The sequence below is a fragment of the Palleronia aestuarii genome (assembly GCF_003253995.1).
Taxonomy (GTDB): Bacteria; Pseudomonadota; Alphaproteobacteria; order Rhodobacterales; family Rhodobacteraceae; genus Palleronia; species Palleronia aestuarii.
The window spans coordinates 1-17,363 of the sequence record NZ_QKZL01000039.1 but is presented as its reverse complement, the minus strand read 5'-3'; the positions used below and the strand labels follow the sequence as shown (position 1 = coordinate 17,363).

Here is a 17,363-nt window from a genome sequence, read left to right as displayed (position 1 = left end):
CGAGATCATGTTCGAAAGGCTTGAGGACTGGAGGCGCGTTGCCACCCGATACGACAGATGTCCCAAGGTCTTCCTCTCGGCGATCGCGCTCGCCGCAATCGTCATCTACTGGCTTTGAAACTTAATGAGCCCAGGTCTTAGAATAAGTTTTGGTGGAAGCCAACAATTCCACCGACGATTTGTCTGTGCGATCGCGTGTAGCATTTCGGATGGCGATTTACCGACCCGGCCCCGAGCACCTCGCAATCTGTACTGGGAAATATTTTGGGGGCAGCCGAATGATCCGCCTTGACGAAAGCCTTACGCAGATCGCGCTAACCGCTATCGAGACAACGGTGCGGCTCGGCAAATGGGACGATCTTTGCGACCAGATCGCACGGATGCTCGAGATACGAGCGCTGGTCGTGATGGCGTATGATCTTCGCCACCACAGATCACCGCTCCTGCATTGTTCCGAAGAGCTCAGGAGACCGGAGGCGTTCGATATCCTCGACCGTGTCCGCAAAGGGGAGGTGCCCGAGGAGAATGCCGGCTATACGGCGATTGGCCGGACGAATGCCGGATACATCCTGTCCGAACGCGAGGTGTATCGCGTCGGACCGAACCACCCGCTCCCGCGCAATCCTCATCGTGAGCGCGTCCTCAAGCTTCTGGATGCACGAAGCAGATACGCAATGCGGCTGAACGATGTCGGCCCGTTCCTCGATTGTGCGATCTCGATTGAGGGCGGCGATACGGATGTGTCGCGTCTGTCAGGGTACAACACGTTCCTGACTGGTGTCCTGTCAAAGACGATGGAGGCCTCCCGCATCATCGCGACCCTCTCCGTCACTTATAACCGGATGCTCACGCTCTTCGACGGCCTGGCCTTCGCGGCGGCCTTCTGTGACCGAAAGGGAAACATTTTGCACGCCAATCGCACCTTCATCGACATGGCGCGCGACCGCGACAGCATCGTCATGGAAACGAATGTCCTGGCAGGGACCACCGCCGGTCGGACGCAGGCCATGCACAAGGCCATCCAGGCGGCACTTTCTCCAGCGGCATCGCCCAAGGCGGTCGCGTTCGCACTCGATCGCCGGTCGGGGAAGGTGCCCCTCATCGGATACGCCGCTCCAGTTAAGGAAACCGAGTTTGGCGGCGCGACCGTCGTGCTCCTCGTCCTCCTCGATCCCCAAAGCGGCACCCAAGTTCCTGCGACGGGCCTGGCGGCATTCGGCGTCTTGTCGCCCGCCGAACTTCAGGTCAGCGAATTGCTCGTCCGGGGTCTGAGCACGGTCGAGATTGCCGAGCATCGCGATACGAGCGAGGAGACCACGCGCGGACAGGTCAAGGCCAGCCTCACGAAGCTCTCCTGTAGAAGCCGCCTCGACATGGTCCGGCTCGCCCTCTCGACGCAGTCCCCCATTGCGAACGCGGTCGATCCCTCGTTGCACCATCGAGGCAATTCACGGGAGGCCGCGCCCGATCGGGGCTGAACACCTGCTCTAGAAGCGTCGGAGGTCCCGAGACATCACGAACTCTGCCCCGTGAAGCGATCCCAATCCGATCTCAGTCTTCCTGCGATTGCCCGTCCCCCATCTGGGGGATGCAGTCGGCGGTATGTCGCCTATAACGAAACGATATCGTATCTAAATCATCCATTGGTGAAAAAGTCATGGCACGCAGAGCATTAGGCCGCTCTTTCGAGGGCGGCCCCCAAGATGATTTCCTGGAAGGCACCGGCCGTAGCGACGTTCTGTTCGGCGCGGGGGGTAACGACACGATCGTGGGTGGCCGCGGTGTCGATCTCCTCTTCGGCGGGTCCGGCTCCGACGTCTTTGTCTTCGACGATGGGCATGCAGGCGACATGAGCTTCGGGCGCGCCGATACGGTCGGTGACTTCTCCAGCGAGGATGCCCTCGATCTTTCCAGGACCGAAGTCCGGTATTTCGCGGGCTACGACGTGGTTTCGCCGGACCGCGGGGGCTTCAGCATCTGGGAGGCCCGAGGCGATACATATGTGACATGGAACACGTTCGGGAAGTTCCACGACGTGAAGCTCGCCGATTTCCAGGGCGATTACGACGAGCTGTTCTCCCAGATCAGATGGTACGATGACGACTACCTCGCATCCACGGCCACGAGCGGTGTGATCGGCGCCGGGGAGACGGTGACCGGCGAGATCGAGATCGCAGGCGACGAGGACTGGTTCCGCGTCGAGATCGACGCCGGGCAGCTCTACACGTTCGAACTGGAAGAGGCGGATGAGAGCGGAACGATCTACGATCCGTACCTCGTGCTTTACGATGCCTTCGGCGATTACCTTACCGAGGGCTATGGTGCCCTTTCTTATTTTGCGGACACCACGGACACCTTCTTCGTCTCGGTTGGCGCGTATGACGGGACCGGCAGCTACGCGCTTACCGCCACGGCCGCACCTTATACAGACGATTTCGGTGACGACCCGTCCACGACCGGAGAGATCGCCGCAGGCGAGACCGTGACAGGTGAGATCGGCGTGCCCTACGATCAGGACTGGTTTCGCGTCGAGATCGAGGAGGGGCTGCTTTATGAGTTCGGCCTAGAGGGCGTCGGCGAGAATGGCGAGGCGCTCCTTGATCCGTATCTTGCCCTTTACGACCCCTCTGGGGAATTTGTGATCGATGGCTATGAGGCTTTGTCTTTCCTCGGGGATACAACCGGTACCTATTTCATTGCTGCGGAATCCTACGGTGAGACGGGCAGCTACTCATTGAGTTTGACGGCCGGTCCCTATGTCGACGATTTCGGCAATGAACCGTCCACTGCCGGGGAGATCGCGGTAGGCGAAATGGCGACGGGTGTTATCGGAGTATTCTACGACGAGGACTGGTTCCGCATCGACCTGGTAGAGAACGAGACCTACGCCATCGATCTTCGCGGGCAATCCTCCGGTTCCGGGACCTTGCCCGATCCGTACCTGAGCCTGCTGGACGCCGAAGGGTCGGAACTCGCCTTCAACGACGATACGAATGACTTGGACTCGCAGATCGTCTTCACTCCCGATGCAAGCGCGATATACTATCTCGCGGCACGCGAGCTTTCATCCGGCACGGGGACCTTTGAACTCGAAGTGTTCGTATACGAGGGCGATATCTTGATTGGCTAGAGGGTCGAGAAACGCCAATATTTTGCGCACAAATGCTATTAAACTTATAACGCGGACGCTCAGAATGACACTGCCGTGATGGGTGGATTCACAAACGAAGGGCAACTCTTGTACCGAAACAGGGAGTTACACGGAGTTGACGAATGGGACGCTGCTACCCTCACCTCGATCTGGAGGAACGTCGGAAACTGACGCGCTGGCTTGATGCGAAGATGCCGGTCAGAGAGACCGCCGAGGCTCTCTGCCGCGCGCCCTCGACGATCTATCGTAAGCTCAAACGGAATCTCTACCGCGATGACGAGTTGCCGCAGTTGAACGGCTAATATCCGATGAACGCCCAGGGCATGTATAAGGGTCGCCGTGCAATCCATCGCAAGCCGGTTGTGTATCCGCGTGGAAAGCAGCCGTGGAAGGGCGTTGTTGTAGAACTCTGACCGCGGGAGATTCACAGCGTAAATTCAATCGATTAGACGGGCGGCATGATCAAGCCTCCCCCCGCCCGTTATCGCACGACGAACTGGTCCAGCTACAATGCGGCACTGTGCATGCGTGGCTCGATGTTGATCTGGATAGATCAAGAGATGGCTCGGTTGGCGCCGCCCGAGGGGCGGCCCGGCCGTTCACTCGTCTTCTCGGATGCCGCCATCCAGTTCTGTCTGTCGGTCAAGGTTCTGTTCAAACTGCCCTTGCGACAGACCGCCGGTATGGTGGCCAGCCTGCTCCGGCTGGCGGGGCTGGACTGGTCCGTGCCTGACTTCAGCACGCTATGCCGTAGACAAAAGACCTTGGCGGTCCAGATCCCGTATCGCCGCTCCGATGGCCCGCTCAACCTGCTTGTGGATAGCACGGGCATCAAGTTCCTCGGCGACGGTGAGTGGCAGGCCCGCAAGCACGGCGCCCAAGGCCGTCGTCAATGGCGCAAAGTGCATCTCGCCATGGACACGGCGACCTCGGACATCCGGGCCGTCGAGTTCACTCCAAGCCGCGATGGCGACAGCCCGATCCTACCCGAACTACTCGGCCAGATCCCCGAGGACGAGCGGATCGGCACGGTGATCGCCGACGGTGCCTACGACACACGTCGCTGCCATGCGGCCATCACCGAACGTCAGGCCACACCGATCATCCCGATCCGGAAGAACGGGCGCGCCTGTAAGGAAGACGGCCCGGCAGCAAAGGCTCGGAACGAGACGCTGCGCGCCACGAAATACTACGGTCGCGTATTCTGGAAGCACTGGACCGGATACCACGCGCGGAGCCGCATCGAAGTGAAGATGCGGGGCATCAAGGCATTCGGCGAACGCATCGCCGCTAGAGACCCCGACCGCCAAACCGCCGAGATCCACATCCGCGTCGCCCTCATGAACCGCTTCAATGCCCTCGGCACTGCCGACATCATCCGCGTTGCCTTACCTCAGTGGGGCAAGGGGAAGTCATGCCTCAGGCAGGAGTTCTGCAACAACGCCGATCATAAGTCGAATACTCGCTCTGAGGATCGCAGTATTTGCGCGAGCTCGAATGTTGCCTGAGCTTATCTAAATTATGCGAGAAATTCAGATGTCCCCGGTGAAATCGCCCAGGACCCGGGCGATCTCATCGGCTTCGAAGGGCTTGCTGATCCAGCCGACAGGATGCGCGCGAGCCCCGCGTTCGCGCGTCTCCGCATTGCCGAATGCGGACACGAAAACCGATCGAATGCCGAAGCGCTCGTAGATCTCGATCGCGGCGCTGACGCCATCGCGTTCGCCGTGTATGTTGATGTCCATAGTCACGCAATCGGGACTATACTTTCGTGCGCCCTCGACCGCGTCCGCGGCAGAAGTTGCGCGGCAGACGATCTCCATTCCAAGCCCCTCGAGGATCATCTCTATATCCATCGCGATCAGCGCCTCATCCTCAACGACCATGACGCGGAGCGGCTGATCGGCCAGCGTTTCGCACTGATCCGCTTCCACCAGAGTTCGCCCGGTAGCGACGGGCCCGGGATAATGAGTAACCGAGAAGCCCCTCGATCCGTCACGAATACCGAAGCGGCCGTATGGGCGAGTATCCGTAAAATTGTGAGTGGTGGCATTCATTTGGATCGTCATGGACTCACCTCATGGTTGAGACTGGTCTTGAAGCGAACCTTGCACACGGCGCCGCCATCGTCGCAACACTCGAGATGCCCGCCGATCTGCCGGCAGAGGCCGCGAACGAGCGACAGGCCCGAGGATCGACGGACATTGGCACCACCGAAGCCGGGACCGTTATCCCGTACCTCGAGTTCATAGTCATCCGGCAGGACCTCGAAGCTCACGCGTGCGCCGCCGCCGCCCTTCGGCGCACCGTGCTTGAAGGCGTTCGTGACGAGTTCGTTGGCGATCAAGGCGAGGCATTGCGCCTCCTCTGCGGTCATCCGGGCGTCCGCCACGTCGACCTCTAGGCGCTCGCCCGCGTCGAAGGCAGAGGCCGTGCATCGGACCGCGTGTTCGAGAAAATCGCGGGCCGAAAGCGATATGGCGTTGTCGGTCTGATAGAGGGCTTCCTGGGCCGCACTCATCGCCCGGAGCCTATTGACCGCCGTCGTGACGAAATCCGCAAGCTCGGGTGACGCATCCCGCGCCGCCGACATCCTTACGAGTGAGAGCATCTGCTGGATATTGTTCTTCACCCGGTGCTGTAATTCGCGAAGAAGGGTTCGTTTCTCCGACAGTGCCTCTTTCAGAAGGGCATTCTCGTGCAGGCGCTGGCGCAGGATACGGTCCATCTCGGCAATCCGCTCGTTCAGCGCGCTGAACCGGTCGTCGTTCGAGGATAGCAGGCGCAAGATGACGTATGTGCCATCCGGCGAAGCATGGCGAAGCCGCGCCGCGAGCGCCTGGTAACGCTGTCCGCCCGCTTCCTGCAGGATTTCGACAGACCCGAGATGGCTGGAGGTCGACCGGCTCGACCGAGAGAGGTAGGATGCGACCTTTTCCCTGTCGGTGACCATGTCGAAGATGTTCGAGCCGCAAAGCTCCCGATCGAACAGGCGTTGCGCGGCGGAATTGGCGAGACGAATGCCGCCGTCGAGACCGAGGATCACCGCGGGTTGCCGCAGGTATTCCAGATCGATCCGGAGCACATCCGTGTCCTGCATCGTCGTCAATCCCTGATCCGGAAATACTCCCGCGCGTTCGGCTCCGTCGTTTCGCCGGGCACGAGATGAACGACCACGCGGCAACCCGGATGGCCCGATGCGATCGCTTCCTCGATCTCCACTCGAGCATATCCGAGGTTCTCCGCGGCAATCGATCCGAACACGTTCGACGTCATCATGCAAAGCGGCGGGCGGCCCTTTACGTAATCCCCGAAGGGACAGGCCCGATTGCCGAGAACAATGCGATCCTCCCGCTCCTCGATGACGTAGAAATCGCCTTTTATTCGGCGTTTAAGATCGATGAGCACATCACGGACCTGCATCCGGTCGAGGCGATCGACGGCGAGTGCGGTTCGATATGACGTGTCGATCTGATCGCCGATCGCGCCGCCGACGATGCTGATATAGCCCGATGCCTCGTCTATGCCGACAACATTTTCCAAGGTGCTTGCGAGTTGGCGCAGCAAGTTCCGAAGAAAAGAGTCGCGCTCCAGATCGATGCTCAGGCCTTCGATTGGCATTTGGTCGCGGCTGATCGAGGATGCCATGGTCGCCTCCATCGTACATCAAGGTCAGTACAAACTTTCAGCGTCCTATCAAATTCCGCCCAAATCATCAACTTAAAGTTGTTTTACAGCGTGCGCAGGGGTGCGGTCAGTTGTCGTCAATTCTTGATGGGCACGGTCTTCTCAGGAGGCTGAGGCCGGTGACTGAGCGTATGTCAGGCCTCTGACGGTAGCCTCATGATGCTACGGGCCGATATGCGTTCCGGATGGCGGATTCGCGCCTGTTCGGTGGAATGCGGCTGCTACCATTCCGGGTATGAATGTCCCTGCCCGATCGTCACAGTATCCACGTGTACGAGGACGACAATGCTCGACGAACCCTTCACGACCGGCATGTGACGCCGTTCCACTCGATCAGGGCTTCTGTCCTCTTCGAGATACTCTCGGCCCTACCCGGCTGAAAGGCGCGGCCATCAATCCAGAGTGATAGTCGCAACCCTTGAATCGTCCGTCGGAGGCGGCGCGGTGGATGATCGCACGACGATCGTCGGCGCGATCGCGGGGTCGCCCGGATCGGCCACCTGCGCCAGTCCGAGGAGGTTCACAAGTGCCTTTGCAGCCGCACGCCCGAGCGCTTCGCGCGGTTGCCGGATCGTGGTCAGCGCCGGCAGGAACCTGTGGGCGAAATCGATGTCGTCGAAGCCCACGACGCTCACATCGTCCGGCACGCCGAACCCGAGCGCTGCGCATTCGGAAATGAAGCCTAACGCGCATTCGTCAGAGGCGCAAAACACGCCCGTCGGGCGCGGACGAAGCTCGGCCCATCGGCGCGCGGCGCATGCACCGGCTTCGAGCGTGAAATCTCCCGCGAGCGTCGTACCGGCGATCCCCCGCGCAGCCACGCCGTCTGAGAATCCCTCCCGTCGGGTGACTGCCAGCACGTTGCCGTCCGGCCCGCTGACATGCAGCACGCTGCGATGGCACAGATCGGCCAGGTGTTCGACCGCCATGCGTGCCGCGGCCGCGTTGTCGATCCCGATCCTTGGGGCCCGGTAGGCCTCGTTCCACTCGCAGAGCTGGATCATCGGCAGCCGCCACCCGTTCACCACGTCGGGGTCGATGGCGCCGTCGAGAAGGACGATCCCGTCGGCACGGCCATCGTATCCGAGAGATACCAACTTCTCCCGCCCGATCCGGCTATCGGAAATCTGTACAGCGAGGCCCGCAGCGCTGGCCTCCTCCTGGATCGCGCTGAAGATCCGGCTGAAAAAGGTGTTCGCCAGGTTGGGCGCGAGGATGAGGAGCGATCGGGCGCGTTGCTGGCGCAAGTCCCTGGCCGCACCGTTGACGCGATACCCGGTCGCTCGGACCGCCTCCATGACCCTGTCGCGGGTCGCCCGGCCGACCGTTTCGGGGGCCGACAGGGCTCGGCTCACGGTTGCGGTCGATACGCCCGCGAGCGACGCGACATCCACGATCCGTACCCTGCCTGACACGTGTCGATCCTCCCGATGACCGCGCAGTAATCCATTACATTATTCCTTGCAATTACGATGACCCTGCGATGTAATCGATTCCAGACGCTGCGGAGGAGGATCGCGGCGGCGGGAGGAAACATGCAGACCATCAAGGGCCCGGCGCTCTTCTTGGCGCAATTCGCGTCGGACGAAGCGCCGTTCAACGAATGGGGCGCGATCACCAGATGGGCCGCGGAATGCGGCTTCGAAGGTGTCCAGGTGCCGAGCTGGGATACACGGCTCTTCGATCTGTCGACAGCCGCTCAATCCCGCGATTACTGCGACACGCTGAAGGGCGTCGCGGCCGAGAATGGGATCGAGATCACGGAGCTTTCCGCTCACATGCAGGGGCAGCTCGTCGCCGTCCACCCCGCCTACGACACGGTCTTCGAGGGCTTCGCCGACGCCTCCGTGCGGGGCAATCCGACGGCCCGGCAGGAATGGGCGACGGAGCAGGTGAAGATGGCGCTCGACGCCTCGCGGAACCTCGGGATCGGTGCGCTCGGCGCATTTTCGGGCGCCCTCGCCTGGCCCTACGTCTACCCTTGGCCGCAGCGGCCGCAGGGCCTTATCGAGACCGCCTTCGACGAACTCGCCGCCCGCTGGCGACCGCTTCTCGACCATGCCGAGGAGCGCGGCGTCGACATCTGCTACGAGATCCATCCCGGCGAGGATCTTCACGACGGCGTTTCCTTCGAAATGTTCCTCGATCGCGTCGACCAGCACGCCCGCGCCCGGATGCTCTACGATCCGTCGCATTACGTGCTGCAATGTCTCGACTACATCGCGCATCTCGACGTCTATGCCGACCGCATCGGCATGTTCCACGTCAAGGACGCCGAATTCACCCCGACCGCGAAACAGGGCATCTATGGCGGTTACCAGTCGTGGGTCGACCGCGCCGGACGGTTCCGCAGCCCCGGCGACGGTCAGGTCGATTTCGGCGCGATCTTCTCCAAGCTGACCGCCATGGATTTCGATGGCTGGGCGGTGGTCGAGTGGGAATGCGCGCTGAAGCATCCCGAGGACGGCGCGCGCGAGGGCGCCGCCTTCGTCCGGGACCAGATCATCCGCGTGACGGAACGGGCGTTCGACGATTTCGCCGCCGGCGGCGCGGACGAGGCGGCCAACCGAAAGATGCTGGGGCTCGGAGGCTGATCATGGCAGAGGCACCGATCAGGCTGGGGATGGTCGGCGGTGGCAGTGAGGCGTTCATCGGCAACGTCCACCGCATCGCATCGCGGATCGACGGGCATTACGCGCTCGTGGCGGGAGCACTCAGTTCCACGCCGGAAAGGGCCCACGCCAGCGCCGAGGCGATCGGCATCCCGCGCAGCTACGGCGGTTTCGAGGAGATGGCCGAGGCGGAGGCGGCACGCGAGGATGGCATCGAGGCGGTGTCGATCTGCACCCCCAATCACGTCCACGCCGCCGCCGCCATGGCGTTCCTGTCGCACGGCATCCACGTGATCTGCGACAAGCCCCTGACCGCGACGATGGCCGATGCCGAGGCACTCGCAGCCGCGGCCGAGGCCTCTGGCGCCCTGTTCGTGCTGACGCACAACTACACCGGCTATCCGATGATCCGGCAAGCGCGGCAGATGGTGGCGGAGGGGGCTCTCGGAAAAGTCCGCCTGGTGAACGTGGAATACGCGCAGGACTGGATGACCGGTCCCGCCGAGGGCAAGCAGGCCGCGTGGCGGATCGATCCGGAAAAGGCCGGGATGGGCGGCGCGCTCGGCGATATCGGCACCCATGCCTACAACCTCGCCTGCTTCGTCTCGGGCCTGACGCTCGATAGCCTCTGCGCCGACCTCCATGTCTTCGGCGCGGGGCGCAGTCTCGACGACAATGCCCATGTGATGCTGCGTTGGCAGGGCGGCGCGAAGGGGATGCTCTGGTGCTCGCAGGTCGCCCCCGGCAACGAGAACGCTTTCAGATTGCGGATCTACGGCGATGCCGGCGGCCTCCACTGGGAGCAGGAAGAACCGAACCGCCTGTGGTTCACGCCCCTGGGCGAGCCGAAACGCCTCCTGACCCGCAACGGCGCCGGGGCGACGTCGGCCAACACCGAGGCGAGCCGGATCCCCGGGGGCCACCCCGAAGGGTACCTGGAGGCCTTCGCGACGATCTATGCCGAAGCGGCGCGGGCGATCCACGCCCGGCGGGCGGGGCGGACTGCACCGGACGGACTGCTCTATCCCACGCTGCAGGACGGGCTCGACGGAATGCGCTTCATCTCCGCCTGCCTGCGCTCGGCGGAGGCGGATGCGGGCTGGGTCGCGCCGTGAAACTCGGCATCAACCTCCTGTGCCTCGGCGGTCATATCGACGAAAGCCACCGGCCACAGTTGGAACGGATCGCAGAGATCGGATACGACCATGTCGAGGTGCCGGTGATGCGCGGCACGCCCGACCATTACGCCTGGCTGGGCGAGACGCTCGCGGGCCTCGGCCTCGGCCGCGCGCAAACCTTGATCGTCCCCGATCCCGACGCCAATCCTCTTTCGGAGGATGCCGCGGTGCGCAGCCGCGGCCGCGCCCATCTTGACTGGATTCAAGATTGCGCCGAGGCGCTCGGGTCGAAAACTGTCGGTGGCCCCTTCCACGCGCCCATGGCCTATTTCACCGGCGCCGGGCCGAGCGAGGCCGAGATTGCCCGTGGCGTCGAGGCCCACCGCGCGATGGCCGAGCGTGCGGAGCGGCACAGCTACGTTTTGGCGCTGGAGCATCTGAACCGCTTCGAGACCTACTTCCTCAACACCATGGCGCAGGCGCGTTCCTATGCGGACGCGGTCAACCACCCCGCCTTCGGCATCATGTACGACACGTTCCACGCGAATATCGAGGAGCACGACCAGGAGGACGCCATCCGGCACCTGGGCGACAGGATGCACGTGCTGCACGCCTCCGAGAACGATCGCGGCATTCCGGGTCGCGGGCAGATCGACTTCGCCACCGTGTTCCGCGCGGCCAAGGAGATCGGTTACGACGGGCCGGTCGTCCTCGAGGCGTTCGGCGCCGGCGTGCCGGAGCTTGCCGCCGCGACGCGGGTCTGGCGCCCGCTCTTTCCCGATTTCGAAACCCTGTTTCGCGAGTCGCACGACTTCCTCTGCCGTTCGTGGGAGGACGCATGACCGACCGGGTCATCGAGATGCGCGGCATCACGAAGACCTTCCCCGGTGTGCGGGCGCTCTCCGATGTCAGCTTCGACGTGCGCGCGGGCGAGGTACAAGCGCTTGTCGGAGAGAACGGTGCCGGCAAATCGACGCTGATCAAGATTCTCTCCGGTGTCTATCGGGCCGATGAGGGCGAGGTGCGGCTCCGCGGCGAAACGGTGCATTTCTCTCACCCGGTGGAGTCGCTTCGCGCTGGGATCGCGGTGATCTACCAGGAATTTTCGCTTCTGCCGGAACGCAGCGTGGCGCAGAACCTCTTTCTCGGCCGCGAGCCGCGCGGCCGCTTCGGGCTTATCGACACTGGCCGGATGCGCGCCGAAACCCGCAAGGTGCTCGACCTCTTCGCCATCGGCGGCCGGATCGACCCTGACCGTATCGTCGGCACGCTCGACGTGGCGACACAGCAGATGGTCGAGATCGCCAAGGCCGTCTCGCACGAGGCGCGCGTGATCGTCATGGACGAACCCACCGCGGCGCTGAACGACGCCGAATGCGAGGAGCTTTTCGCGACCGTCGACCGCCTGCGGGAGCGCGGCGCCGCGATCATCTACATCACCCACAGGATGCGCGAGATTACCCGGCTCGCCGACCGCGTGACTGTCCTGAAGGACGGCGAAGTGGCGGCACGGTTCGACGGCGCGCCCGATCCCGACGCCATCGTCCACGCGATGGTCGGGCGCGACATCGACGATTTCTACGCCCCGCCCGCGAGGGCGGACGAGATCGGCGAACCGGTCCTGATCGTCACGGGCGGTGGGAATGCCAGTCTCCGCGACATCGACCTGACCGTGCGCGCGGGCGAGATCGTCGGGCTGTCCGGCATCCAGGGCGCCGGCCGCGTCGCGCTCGCCATGGCGCTTTTCGGGCAGGAGCCGTTCGAGCGGGGCGAGATCACCCTCAACGGCGCACGATCCACCTTCCGCTCCCCGCGCGCGGCCATCGCGGCGGGCATCGGGCTGCTGCCGGGCGACCGCAAGAGCGAAGGCCTCGTCCTGATGCAGTCGGTGCGCGACAATGGCATGCTGACGCCTAGGGCCTTCTCCTCCCTCTGGTCGAGCCACCGCCGCACCGCCGCAGCGGATATCGGCCGCATCGACGACCTTCTCGACCGGATGGAAATCCGCGCCGCCTCCTACGATCAGGAGATCCGCGCGCTGTCGGGCGGCAACCAGCAGAAGGCGATCGTGGCCCGCTGGTTATCGATGCGGCCCAAGGTGCTGATCTTCATTGAGCCCACCCGCGGCATCGATGTCAACGCGAAGGCGGGGATCTATCACCTAATGCGCGATCTGGCCCGCGAGGGCGCCGGCATCGTCATGATCTCGTCCGACCTGCCGGAGGTGATCGGCGCCGCCGACCGCATCCTCGTCATGCAGGAGGGCCGCATCGTCGCGGAATTCGGACGCGGCGCAAGCGAACAGGACATCATGCACGCGGCCACCGCCGACATGGAGAATGCGGCGTGAGCCTCGCCGCCGCCAGCCGGGAGCCGACCGGGGACGGCTTCCGGTTCGACCGGTGGGCGCCCCTGATCCTGCTCGGGGGCGCTGCCGCGATCTATGTCGCGGTCGCCGTCGCCACCGGTCAGACGCAGTATCTCACCCTCGACAACCTGATCGCCATCCTGGGCCGGTCTATCGCGCTCGGGATCACCGCGATCGGCCAGACTTTCGTGATCCTCGCGGCTTCCATCGACCTGAGCGTCGCGAGCCTGATCTCGGCCACGGCCGTCCTCGCCTCGGTGGTGATGGACGGCTCCGCGGCAATGATCGTGCCCGCGATCGCCGCCGCGATCGCCCTCGGCGCGCTCGTAGGCCTTGCGAACGGCATGATCGTCAGCGTCCTGAAGGTCAATCCGCTCATCGCCACGCTCGGCATGAGCCTCGTCATCCAGGGATGCCTCTCTGCCTTCGTGTCGAACTTCGCCGGGTCCGTTCCGCCGGCGTTCCAGGTTTTCGCCTATGGCCAGATCGGCGCCGTCCCGTTGGCGCTGGTGTTCTTGCTTTCTCTCGCGATCCTCGCCTGGGCCGTGCTCCGCTTCACCAAGTTCGGCTCGGACCTCTATGCCGTCGGCGGCAACGAGGAGGCGGCGCGCTTCGCTGGGATCAAGACCGGCCGCGTCGTTCTCACTGCGCATGTGATCTGCTCCGTGTGCGCCGCGATCGCCGGGCTCTACCTCGCGAGCCGGTTGCGGTCCGGTGCGCCCTGGATTGGCGCCGACGGGGTCTACGACCTCGAGAGCATCGCGGTGGTGGTGATCGGCGGCACCGTCCTTGCGGGCGGGCGCGGCGGCATCTGGGGCACCATGGCGGGGATGCTGATCTTCTCGCTGATCGACTCGGTCTTCAACATCGCCGGGGTCGATACCTTCGCCAAGCAGGTCCTGCGCGGCATCATCATCGTCGCCGCCGTCGCCTTCTACGCCATCCGGTCGAAGAGGATCGTGGCATGACGGGGAGCCCGACCGCGTCCCGCCCGGGCACGGGCGGTTGGTCCCTCGCCGGGATCAATCCGGTCTGGCCGCTCCTTGCGGCCCTCGTTGCGGCGATCGTCTTCATGAACCCGGGCTTCGCCGAGCCCACCGGCTACATGAATTTCCTCAAGCGCGCCGCGCCGCTCGCGATCCTCGCCGCGGGGCAGGTCTACGTCATCACCTCGGGCGGGTTCGACCTGTCGCAGGGATCACTCATCACGCTCGTCGTCGTCGGCTCCTCCATGCTGACCGACAACGATCCCGCGGCGACGGCTTGGGTGATCCCAGTGATGCTGGCCATCGGGCTCGGTGTCGGCGCGGTGAACGGCGCGATCGTCTGCTTTCTGCGCGTGCCCTCGCTCATCGCGACGCTCGGGACCATGATCACCCTCAACGGGCTGGCCTTCCTGTGGTCGGGCGGTGCGCCGCGCGGCTACCTCCCCGACACGTTCCGCTTCTTCGGGCGCGAACTCATCCACGACGTGCCGCTGGTGCGCTTCGTTCCGGTCTCGGTAATCGTGCTTGTCGTGGTCGTGGGCGCCCTCGCCTGGGCCATGCACCGGACCAACCTGGGCCGCATGGTCCACGCCATCGGCGACAATCCGGTGGCCGCGCGGCTCGCCGGCGTCCCGGTCAATCGCGTACGTGTCACGGCCTTCATGCTGTCGGGCCTCTCGGCTGCGATCGCCGGCATTCTCCTCGGCGGCTTCGCGGGCGTGTCGACCGACGTGGGGACGGGCTACGAGCTCGAGGCGATCACCGCGGCGGTCCTCGGCGGGGCGCAGCTTCTGGGCGGGCGGGGCTCGGTGCCGGCCGCCCTCGGCGGCGCGCTCGCCCTGACGGCGATCTTCACGCTACTGAACTTTCTCGGCCTGCCGCAACCCGTCCGGCAGGTGGTGCAGGGCCTCATCCTGATCGCGGCCGTCGCGCTGGCCATGCACAGAAGGAAGCGGACGGGAACCTGAGGGCCCGCTCCGGCGGGCCTTGCATCGAAGGGAGGACGAACATGAAACTGATCCTGAGTGCAGCCGGGGCGCTGAGCCTGAGCCTTGCCCCCGCCCAAGCACAGAACTTCAACGATCCCGAAGAATTCGCCAAGCAGCAGGAACAGCTCCAGGCTCAGCCGAACGGGCCGGAAGGCGAGCCCTGGCTGCAATATATCGGCGACGGGATGGTCGAGACCGGTGATCTCGGGATCGAGGCCCCCGCCACCGTGTGCTTCTCGAATGCCGGCGTGAACAATCCCTGGCGCGTCGTGGGCTTCACCAACATGACCGAGGAGCTCGCGAACCACCAATCCATCGGCGAGTTCATCCATGTCGACGCGGAAGGTTCCGACGACAAGCAGATCGCCGATATCGACGACCTCCTGGCCGGCGGCAATTGCGACGTGATGATCGTGTCGCCCAACACCACCGCCGCCCTGACCCCGGCGGTCGAGCAGGCCTGCGAGTCGATGCCGGTGATCGTGTTCGACCGGGGCGTGAACACCGACTGCCCGGTCACCTATGTCCATCCGGTGGGCGGCTATGGCTTCGGCATAGAGGGCGCGGAGTTCATCGCCGGAGAGCTCGACGAGGGCGACAACGTCCTGATGCTGCGGATCCTGCCGGGCGTCGACGTGCTCGAGACGCGGTATTCCGCCGGCCGCCGCATCCTCGACGAGGCCGGGCTGAACGTCGTCGGCGCCGAGTTCACCGATGGCGACAACGCCAGGACCAAATCGATCGTCGAGGATTATCTCATGCGCGGCGACATCGACGCGGTGTGGATGGACGCCGGTGCCACCGCGGTGGCGGCGATCGAGGCGTTCGAGGATTCAGGCTACGAGATCCCGGTTTTCGTCGGCGAGGACCAGCAGGATTTCCTCAGGAAATGGGAGGAGGAAGGCATGACCGCCATCGCTCCCACCTATCCGACCTATCAATGGCGGACCGCGGTGATCGCCGCCGCCCGCGTCATCGAGGGCGAAGCGCTTCCGGGCCCCGAATGGGTGCTGCCGCAGCCCGCGATCACCGAGGAGACGCTCGCCGAGTACGTCAATCCGGCGATGCCGCCGCTGCACTATGCCATGTGCGGCTGCGAGACGATGGAGACCTACCCCGAGGCCTGGGGAGGGAACTGAGCCCTCCCGACCGGGGCGGCGCAGGTCGCCCCGATCCCGAGAGATGCGGACGGATGGAGGAGATGGTCATGGTTGGAACGGTCGAGGAACTGACGTCGAAGCCGAACGGGCGCGCGCCGAACAGCCGTTTCCCGCTCCTCATCCACCGCGGCGGAGTGCCGGGCGGAGGCGCCAACGCGCTGCGCGACAGGTTCCGGCGCCACGGCTGGCTCAACAACTGGCAATATCCGGGCATCTACACCTATCACCACTTCCATTCCACGAGCCACGAATGTCTCGGCGTGGCCACCGGTTGGATGCGGCTCGAACTGTTCGGAAGGGGCGGCAGAGACGTCCGGGTGGAGGCCGGAGACGTCGTCGTGATGCCCGCCGGCGTCTCGCACGCCATGACGGATCGCTCCGAAGACGTGCAGGTGATCGGCGGCTATCCCGACGGGCGCGACTGGGACAACATCCAGGAAGAATTCGTCAGCGACGAGAATTTCCGCGCGGCGGCCAAGCTCATCATGTCGTTGCCGATCCCCGCGACCGATCCGGTCACGGGCGCGCCCCTGGGACCCTGGCTCAACGCGCCGTCCTCCGTCGACGCCGGCTGGAACGACTTCCGCGACGGTCTGGACGCCCGTGCCTGACGGAGGGCGCGAACGGGTGACCCGATTCCGGATCGCGACGGATGCCGTCCGCAATGATCGTCATAGCCGCCGCGTCGGCGCGAGCTTCGTCGCAGAGGCCCATCGACGAAGATTACCTGCGCGATGACGGAAAACGGATCTACGTCATCCATCGCAGAATTATGCGGCCGGCGCGTCGGAACGGAGGGGCTCACTCCTGCGACACATCGAACCAAATGTGTCCGCGATCTCATGTTTCCGATGGGAATATCCGGGGACTTGAGTAGCGTTCATCTGGCGATACGCTCAGGGAGGGGACGATGGGCACGATCAACATACTGGCATTCATAGGTTTCACGGCGCTTGTCGCGGTGTTGTCGTACATCTGGACGCGGGGGACGGACGAGGAGGATTCGGACGGCTATTTCCTCGGGGGTCGGTCGCTGACCGCGCCGGTCATCGCGGGATCGCTGCTGCTCACGAACCTCTCGACCGAACAGATCGTGGGCCTCACGGGACAGGCGTATTCCGAGGGCATCCTCGTGATGGCGTGGGAGACGCTCGCGGCGATCGCGATGGTGGTGACCGCGCTGGTGTTGCTGCCGCGCTACCTCAAATCGGGCATCTCGACGATCCCGGGCTTCCTGGAGGAGCGCTACGACGCGCAGACCAAGACCGCGGTCTCGCTGCTGTTCCTGTCGG

The 17,363-nt window shown here is 64.2% G+C and carries 17 protein-coding genes and 2 pseudogenes; 15 read left to right on the top strand and 4 right to left on the bottom strand.

Translation table 11 applies throughout. The features are described from left to right. The 6 genes and pseudogenes from LX81_RS20270 to LX81_RS20245 form a co-directional block, all read left to right on the top strand. Positions 1-118 (top strand): annotated as a pseudogene (locus tag LX81_RS20270) (IS5/IS1182 family transposase); the annotation flags it as partial. Positions 119-278: 160 nt separating this feature from the next. Beyond that, a complete protein-coding gene (locus tag LX81_RS22605; RefSeq protein ID WP_211322845.1) occupies positions 279-1,478 on the top strand; it encodes a helix-turn-helix transcriptional regulator in 1,200 nt (399 codons plus the stop codon). A 179-nt stretch (positions 1,479-1,657) separates the two neighbouring features. Continuing rightward, a pseudogene (locus LX81_RS23425) lies at positions 1,658-1,798 on the top strand (hypothetical protein); the annotation flags it as partial. Positions 1,799-2,035: 237 nt separating this feature from the next. After that, positions 2,036-3,130 (top strand): hypothetical protein, encoded by a 1,095-nt coding sequence (locus LX81_RS20255; protein WP_146259498.1) that lies wholly within the window; start codon positions 2,036-2,038, stop codon positions 3,128-3,130. 143 nt (positions 3,131-3,273) lie between these two features. Then, positions 3,274-3,453, top strand: a complete 180-nt coding sequence (locus tag LX81_RS20250; protein WP_111539095.1) for a helix-turn-helix domain-containing protein — start codon at positions 3,274-3,276, stop codon at positions 3,451-3,453. A 156-nt stretch (positions 3,454-3,609) separates the two neighbouring features. Continuing rightward, complete coding sequence (locus LX81_RS20245) at positions 3,610-4,659, top strand: IS5 family transposase (protein ID WP_373280304.1); 1,050 nt, start codon at positions 3,610-3,612, stop codon at positions 4,657-4,659. 24 nt (positions 4,660-4,683) lie between these two features. On the opposite strand, the gene LX81_RS20240 is transcribed toward LX81_RS20245, so the two are convergent. From LX81_RS20240 to LX81_RS20225, 4 genes are all read right to left on the bottom strand, one after another. Then, complete coding sequence (locus tag LX81_RS20240; protein WP_170134063.1) at positions 4,684-5,085, bottom strand: response regulator; 402 nt, start codon at positions 5,083-5,085, stop codon at positions 4,684-4,686. A 131-nt stretch (positions 5,086-5,216) separates the two neighbouring features. Beyond that, the gene (locus tag LX81_RS20235; protein ID WP_146259497.1) at positions 5,217-6,251 is read right to left on the bottom strand and encodes a sensor histidine kinase; all 1,035 of its coding nucleotides are present in this window, start codon (positions 6,249-6,251) and stop codon (positions 5,217-5,219) included. A gap of 5 nt (positions 6,252-6,256) precedes the next feature. Continuing rightward, complete coding sequence (locus LX81_RS20230) at positions 6,257-6,799, bottom strand: methanogen output domain 1-containing protein (protein ID WP_211322844.1); 543 nt, start codon at positions 6,797-6,799, stop codon at positions 6,257-6,259. Between the two features lie 431 nt (positions 6,800-7,230). Beyond that, positions 7,231-8,253, bottom strand: coding sequence for a LacI family DNA-binding transcriptional regulator (locus tag LX81_RS20225; protein ID WP_111539091.1), 1,023 nt, complete (start codon positions 8,251-8,253; stop codon positions 7,231-7,233). Between the two features lie 120 nt (positions 8,254-8,373). Between LX81_RS20225 and LX81_RS20220 the strand changes: the two genes are divergently transcribed. The 9 genes from LX81_RS20220 to LX81_RS20180 form a co-directional block, all read left to right on the top strand. Next, positions 8,374-9,432, top strand: coding sequence for a sugar phosphate isomerase/epimerase family protein (locus tag LX81_RS20220; RefSeq protein WP_111539090.1), 1,059 nt, complete (start codon positions 8,374-8,376; stop codon positions 9,430-9,432). A 2-nt stretch (positions 9,433-9,434) separates the two neighbouring features. Continuing rightward, complete coding sequence (locus LX81_RS20215; protein ID WP_234822759.1) at positions 9,435-10,565, top strand: Gfo/Idh/MocA family protein; 1,131 nt, start codon at positions 9,435-9,437, stop codon at positions 10,563-10,565. Further along, on the top strand, positions 10,562-11,410 hold the full coding sequence (locus tag LX81_RS20210; RefSeq protein ID WP_111539089.1) for a sugar phosphate isomerase/epimerase family protein: 849 nt from the start codon (positions 10,562-10,564) through the stop codon (positions 11,408-11,410). Before LX81_RS20215 ends, LX81_RS20210 begins: the two co-directional genes overlap by 4 nt. Beyond that, positions 11,407-12,918 carry a sugar ABC transporter ATP-binding protein gene (locus LX81_RS20205; protein WP_111539088.1) on the top strand — a complete coding sequence of 504 codons (1,512 nt, stop codon included), beginning with the start codon at positions 11,407-11,409 and terminating at the stop codon, positions 12,916-12,918. Before LX81_RS20210 ends, LX81_RS20205 begins: the two co-directional genes overlap by 4 nt. Further along, positions 12,915-13,904: an ABC transporter permease gene (locus tag LX81_RS20200; protein WP_111539087.1), complete on the top strand. Its 990-nt coding sequence runs from the start codon at positions 12,915-12,917 to the stop codon at positions 13,902-13,904. The genes LX81_RS20205 and LX81_RS20200 overlap by 4 nt, the downstream gene beginning before the upstream one ends. Continuing rightward, entirely contained in the window at positions 13,901-14,890 is a 990-nt protein-coding gene (locus LX81_RS20195; RefSeq protein WP_111539086.1) for an ABC transporter permease, read from the top strand. The genes LX81_RS20200 and LX81_RS20195 overlap by 4 nt, the downstream gene beginning before the upstream one ends. Positions 14,891-14,931: 41 nt before the next feature. After that, positions 14,932-16,050 carry a substrate-binding domain-containing protein gene (locus LX81_RS20190; RefSeq protein WP_111539085.1) on the top strand — a complete coding sequence of 373 codons (1,119 nt, stop codon included), beginning with the start codon at positions 14,932-14,934 and terminating at the stop codon, positions 16,048-16,050. A gap of 68 nt (positions 16,051-16,118) precedes the next feature. After that, positions 16,119-16,682, top strand: coding sequence for a cupin domain-containing protein (locus tag LX81_RS20185; protein WP_234822758.1), 564 nt, complete (start codon positions 16,119-16,121; stop codon positions 16,680-16,682). A gap of 299 nt (positions 16,683-16,981) precedes the next feature. Next, the coding region (locus tag LX81_RS20180; RefSeq protein WP_444543923.1) for a sodium:solute symporter family transporter at positions 16,982-17,363 on the top strand (382 nt) is incomplete at its 3' end.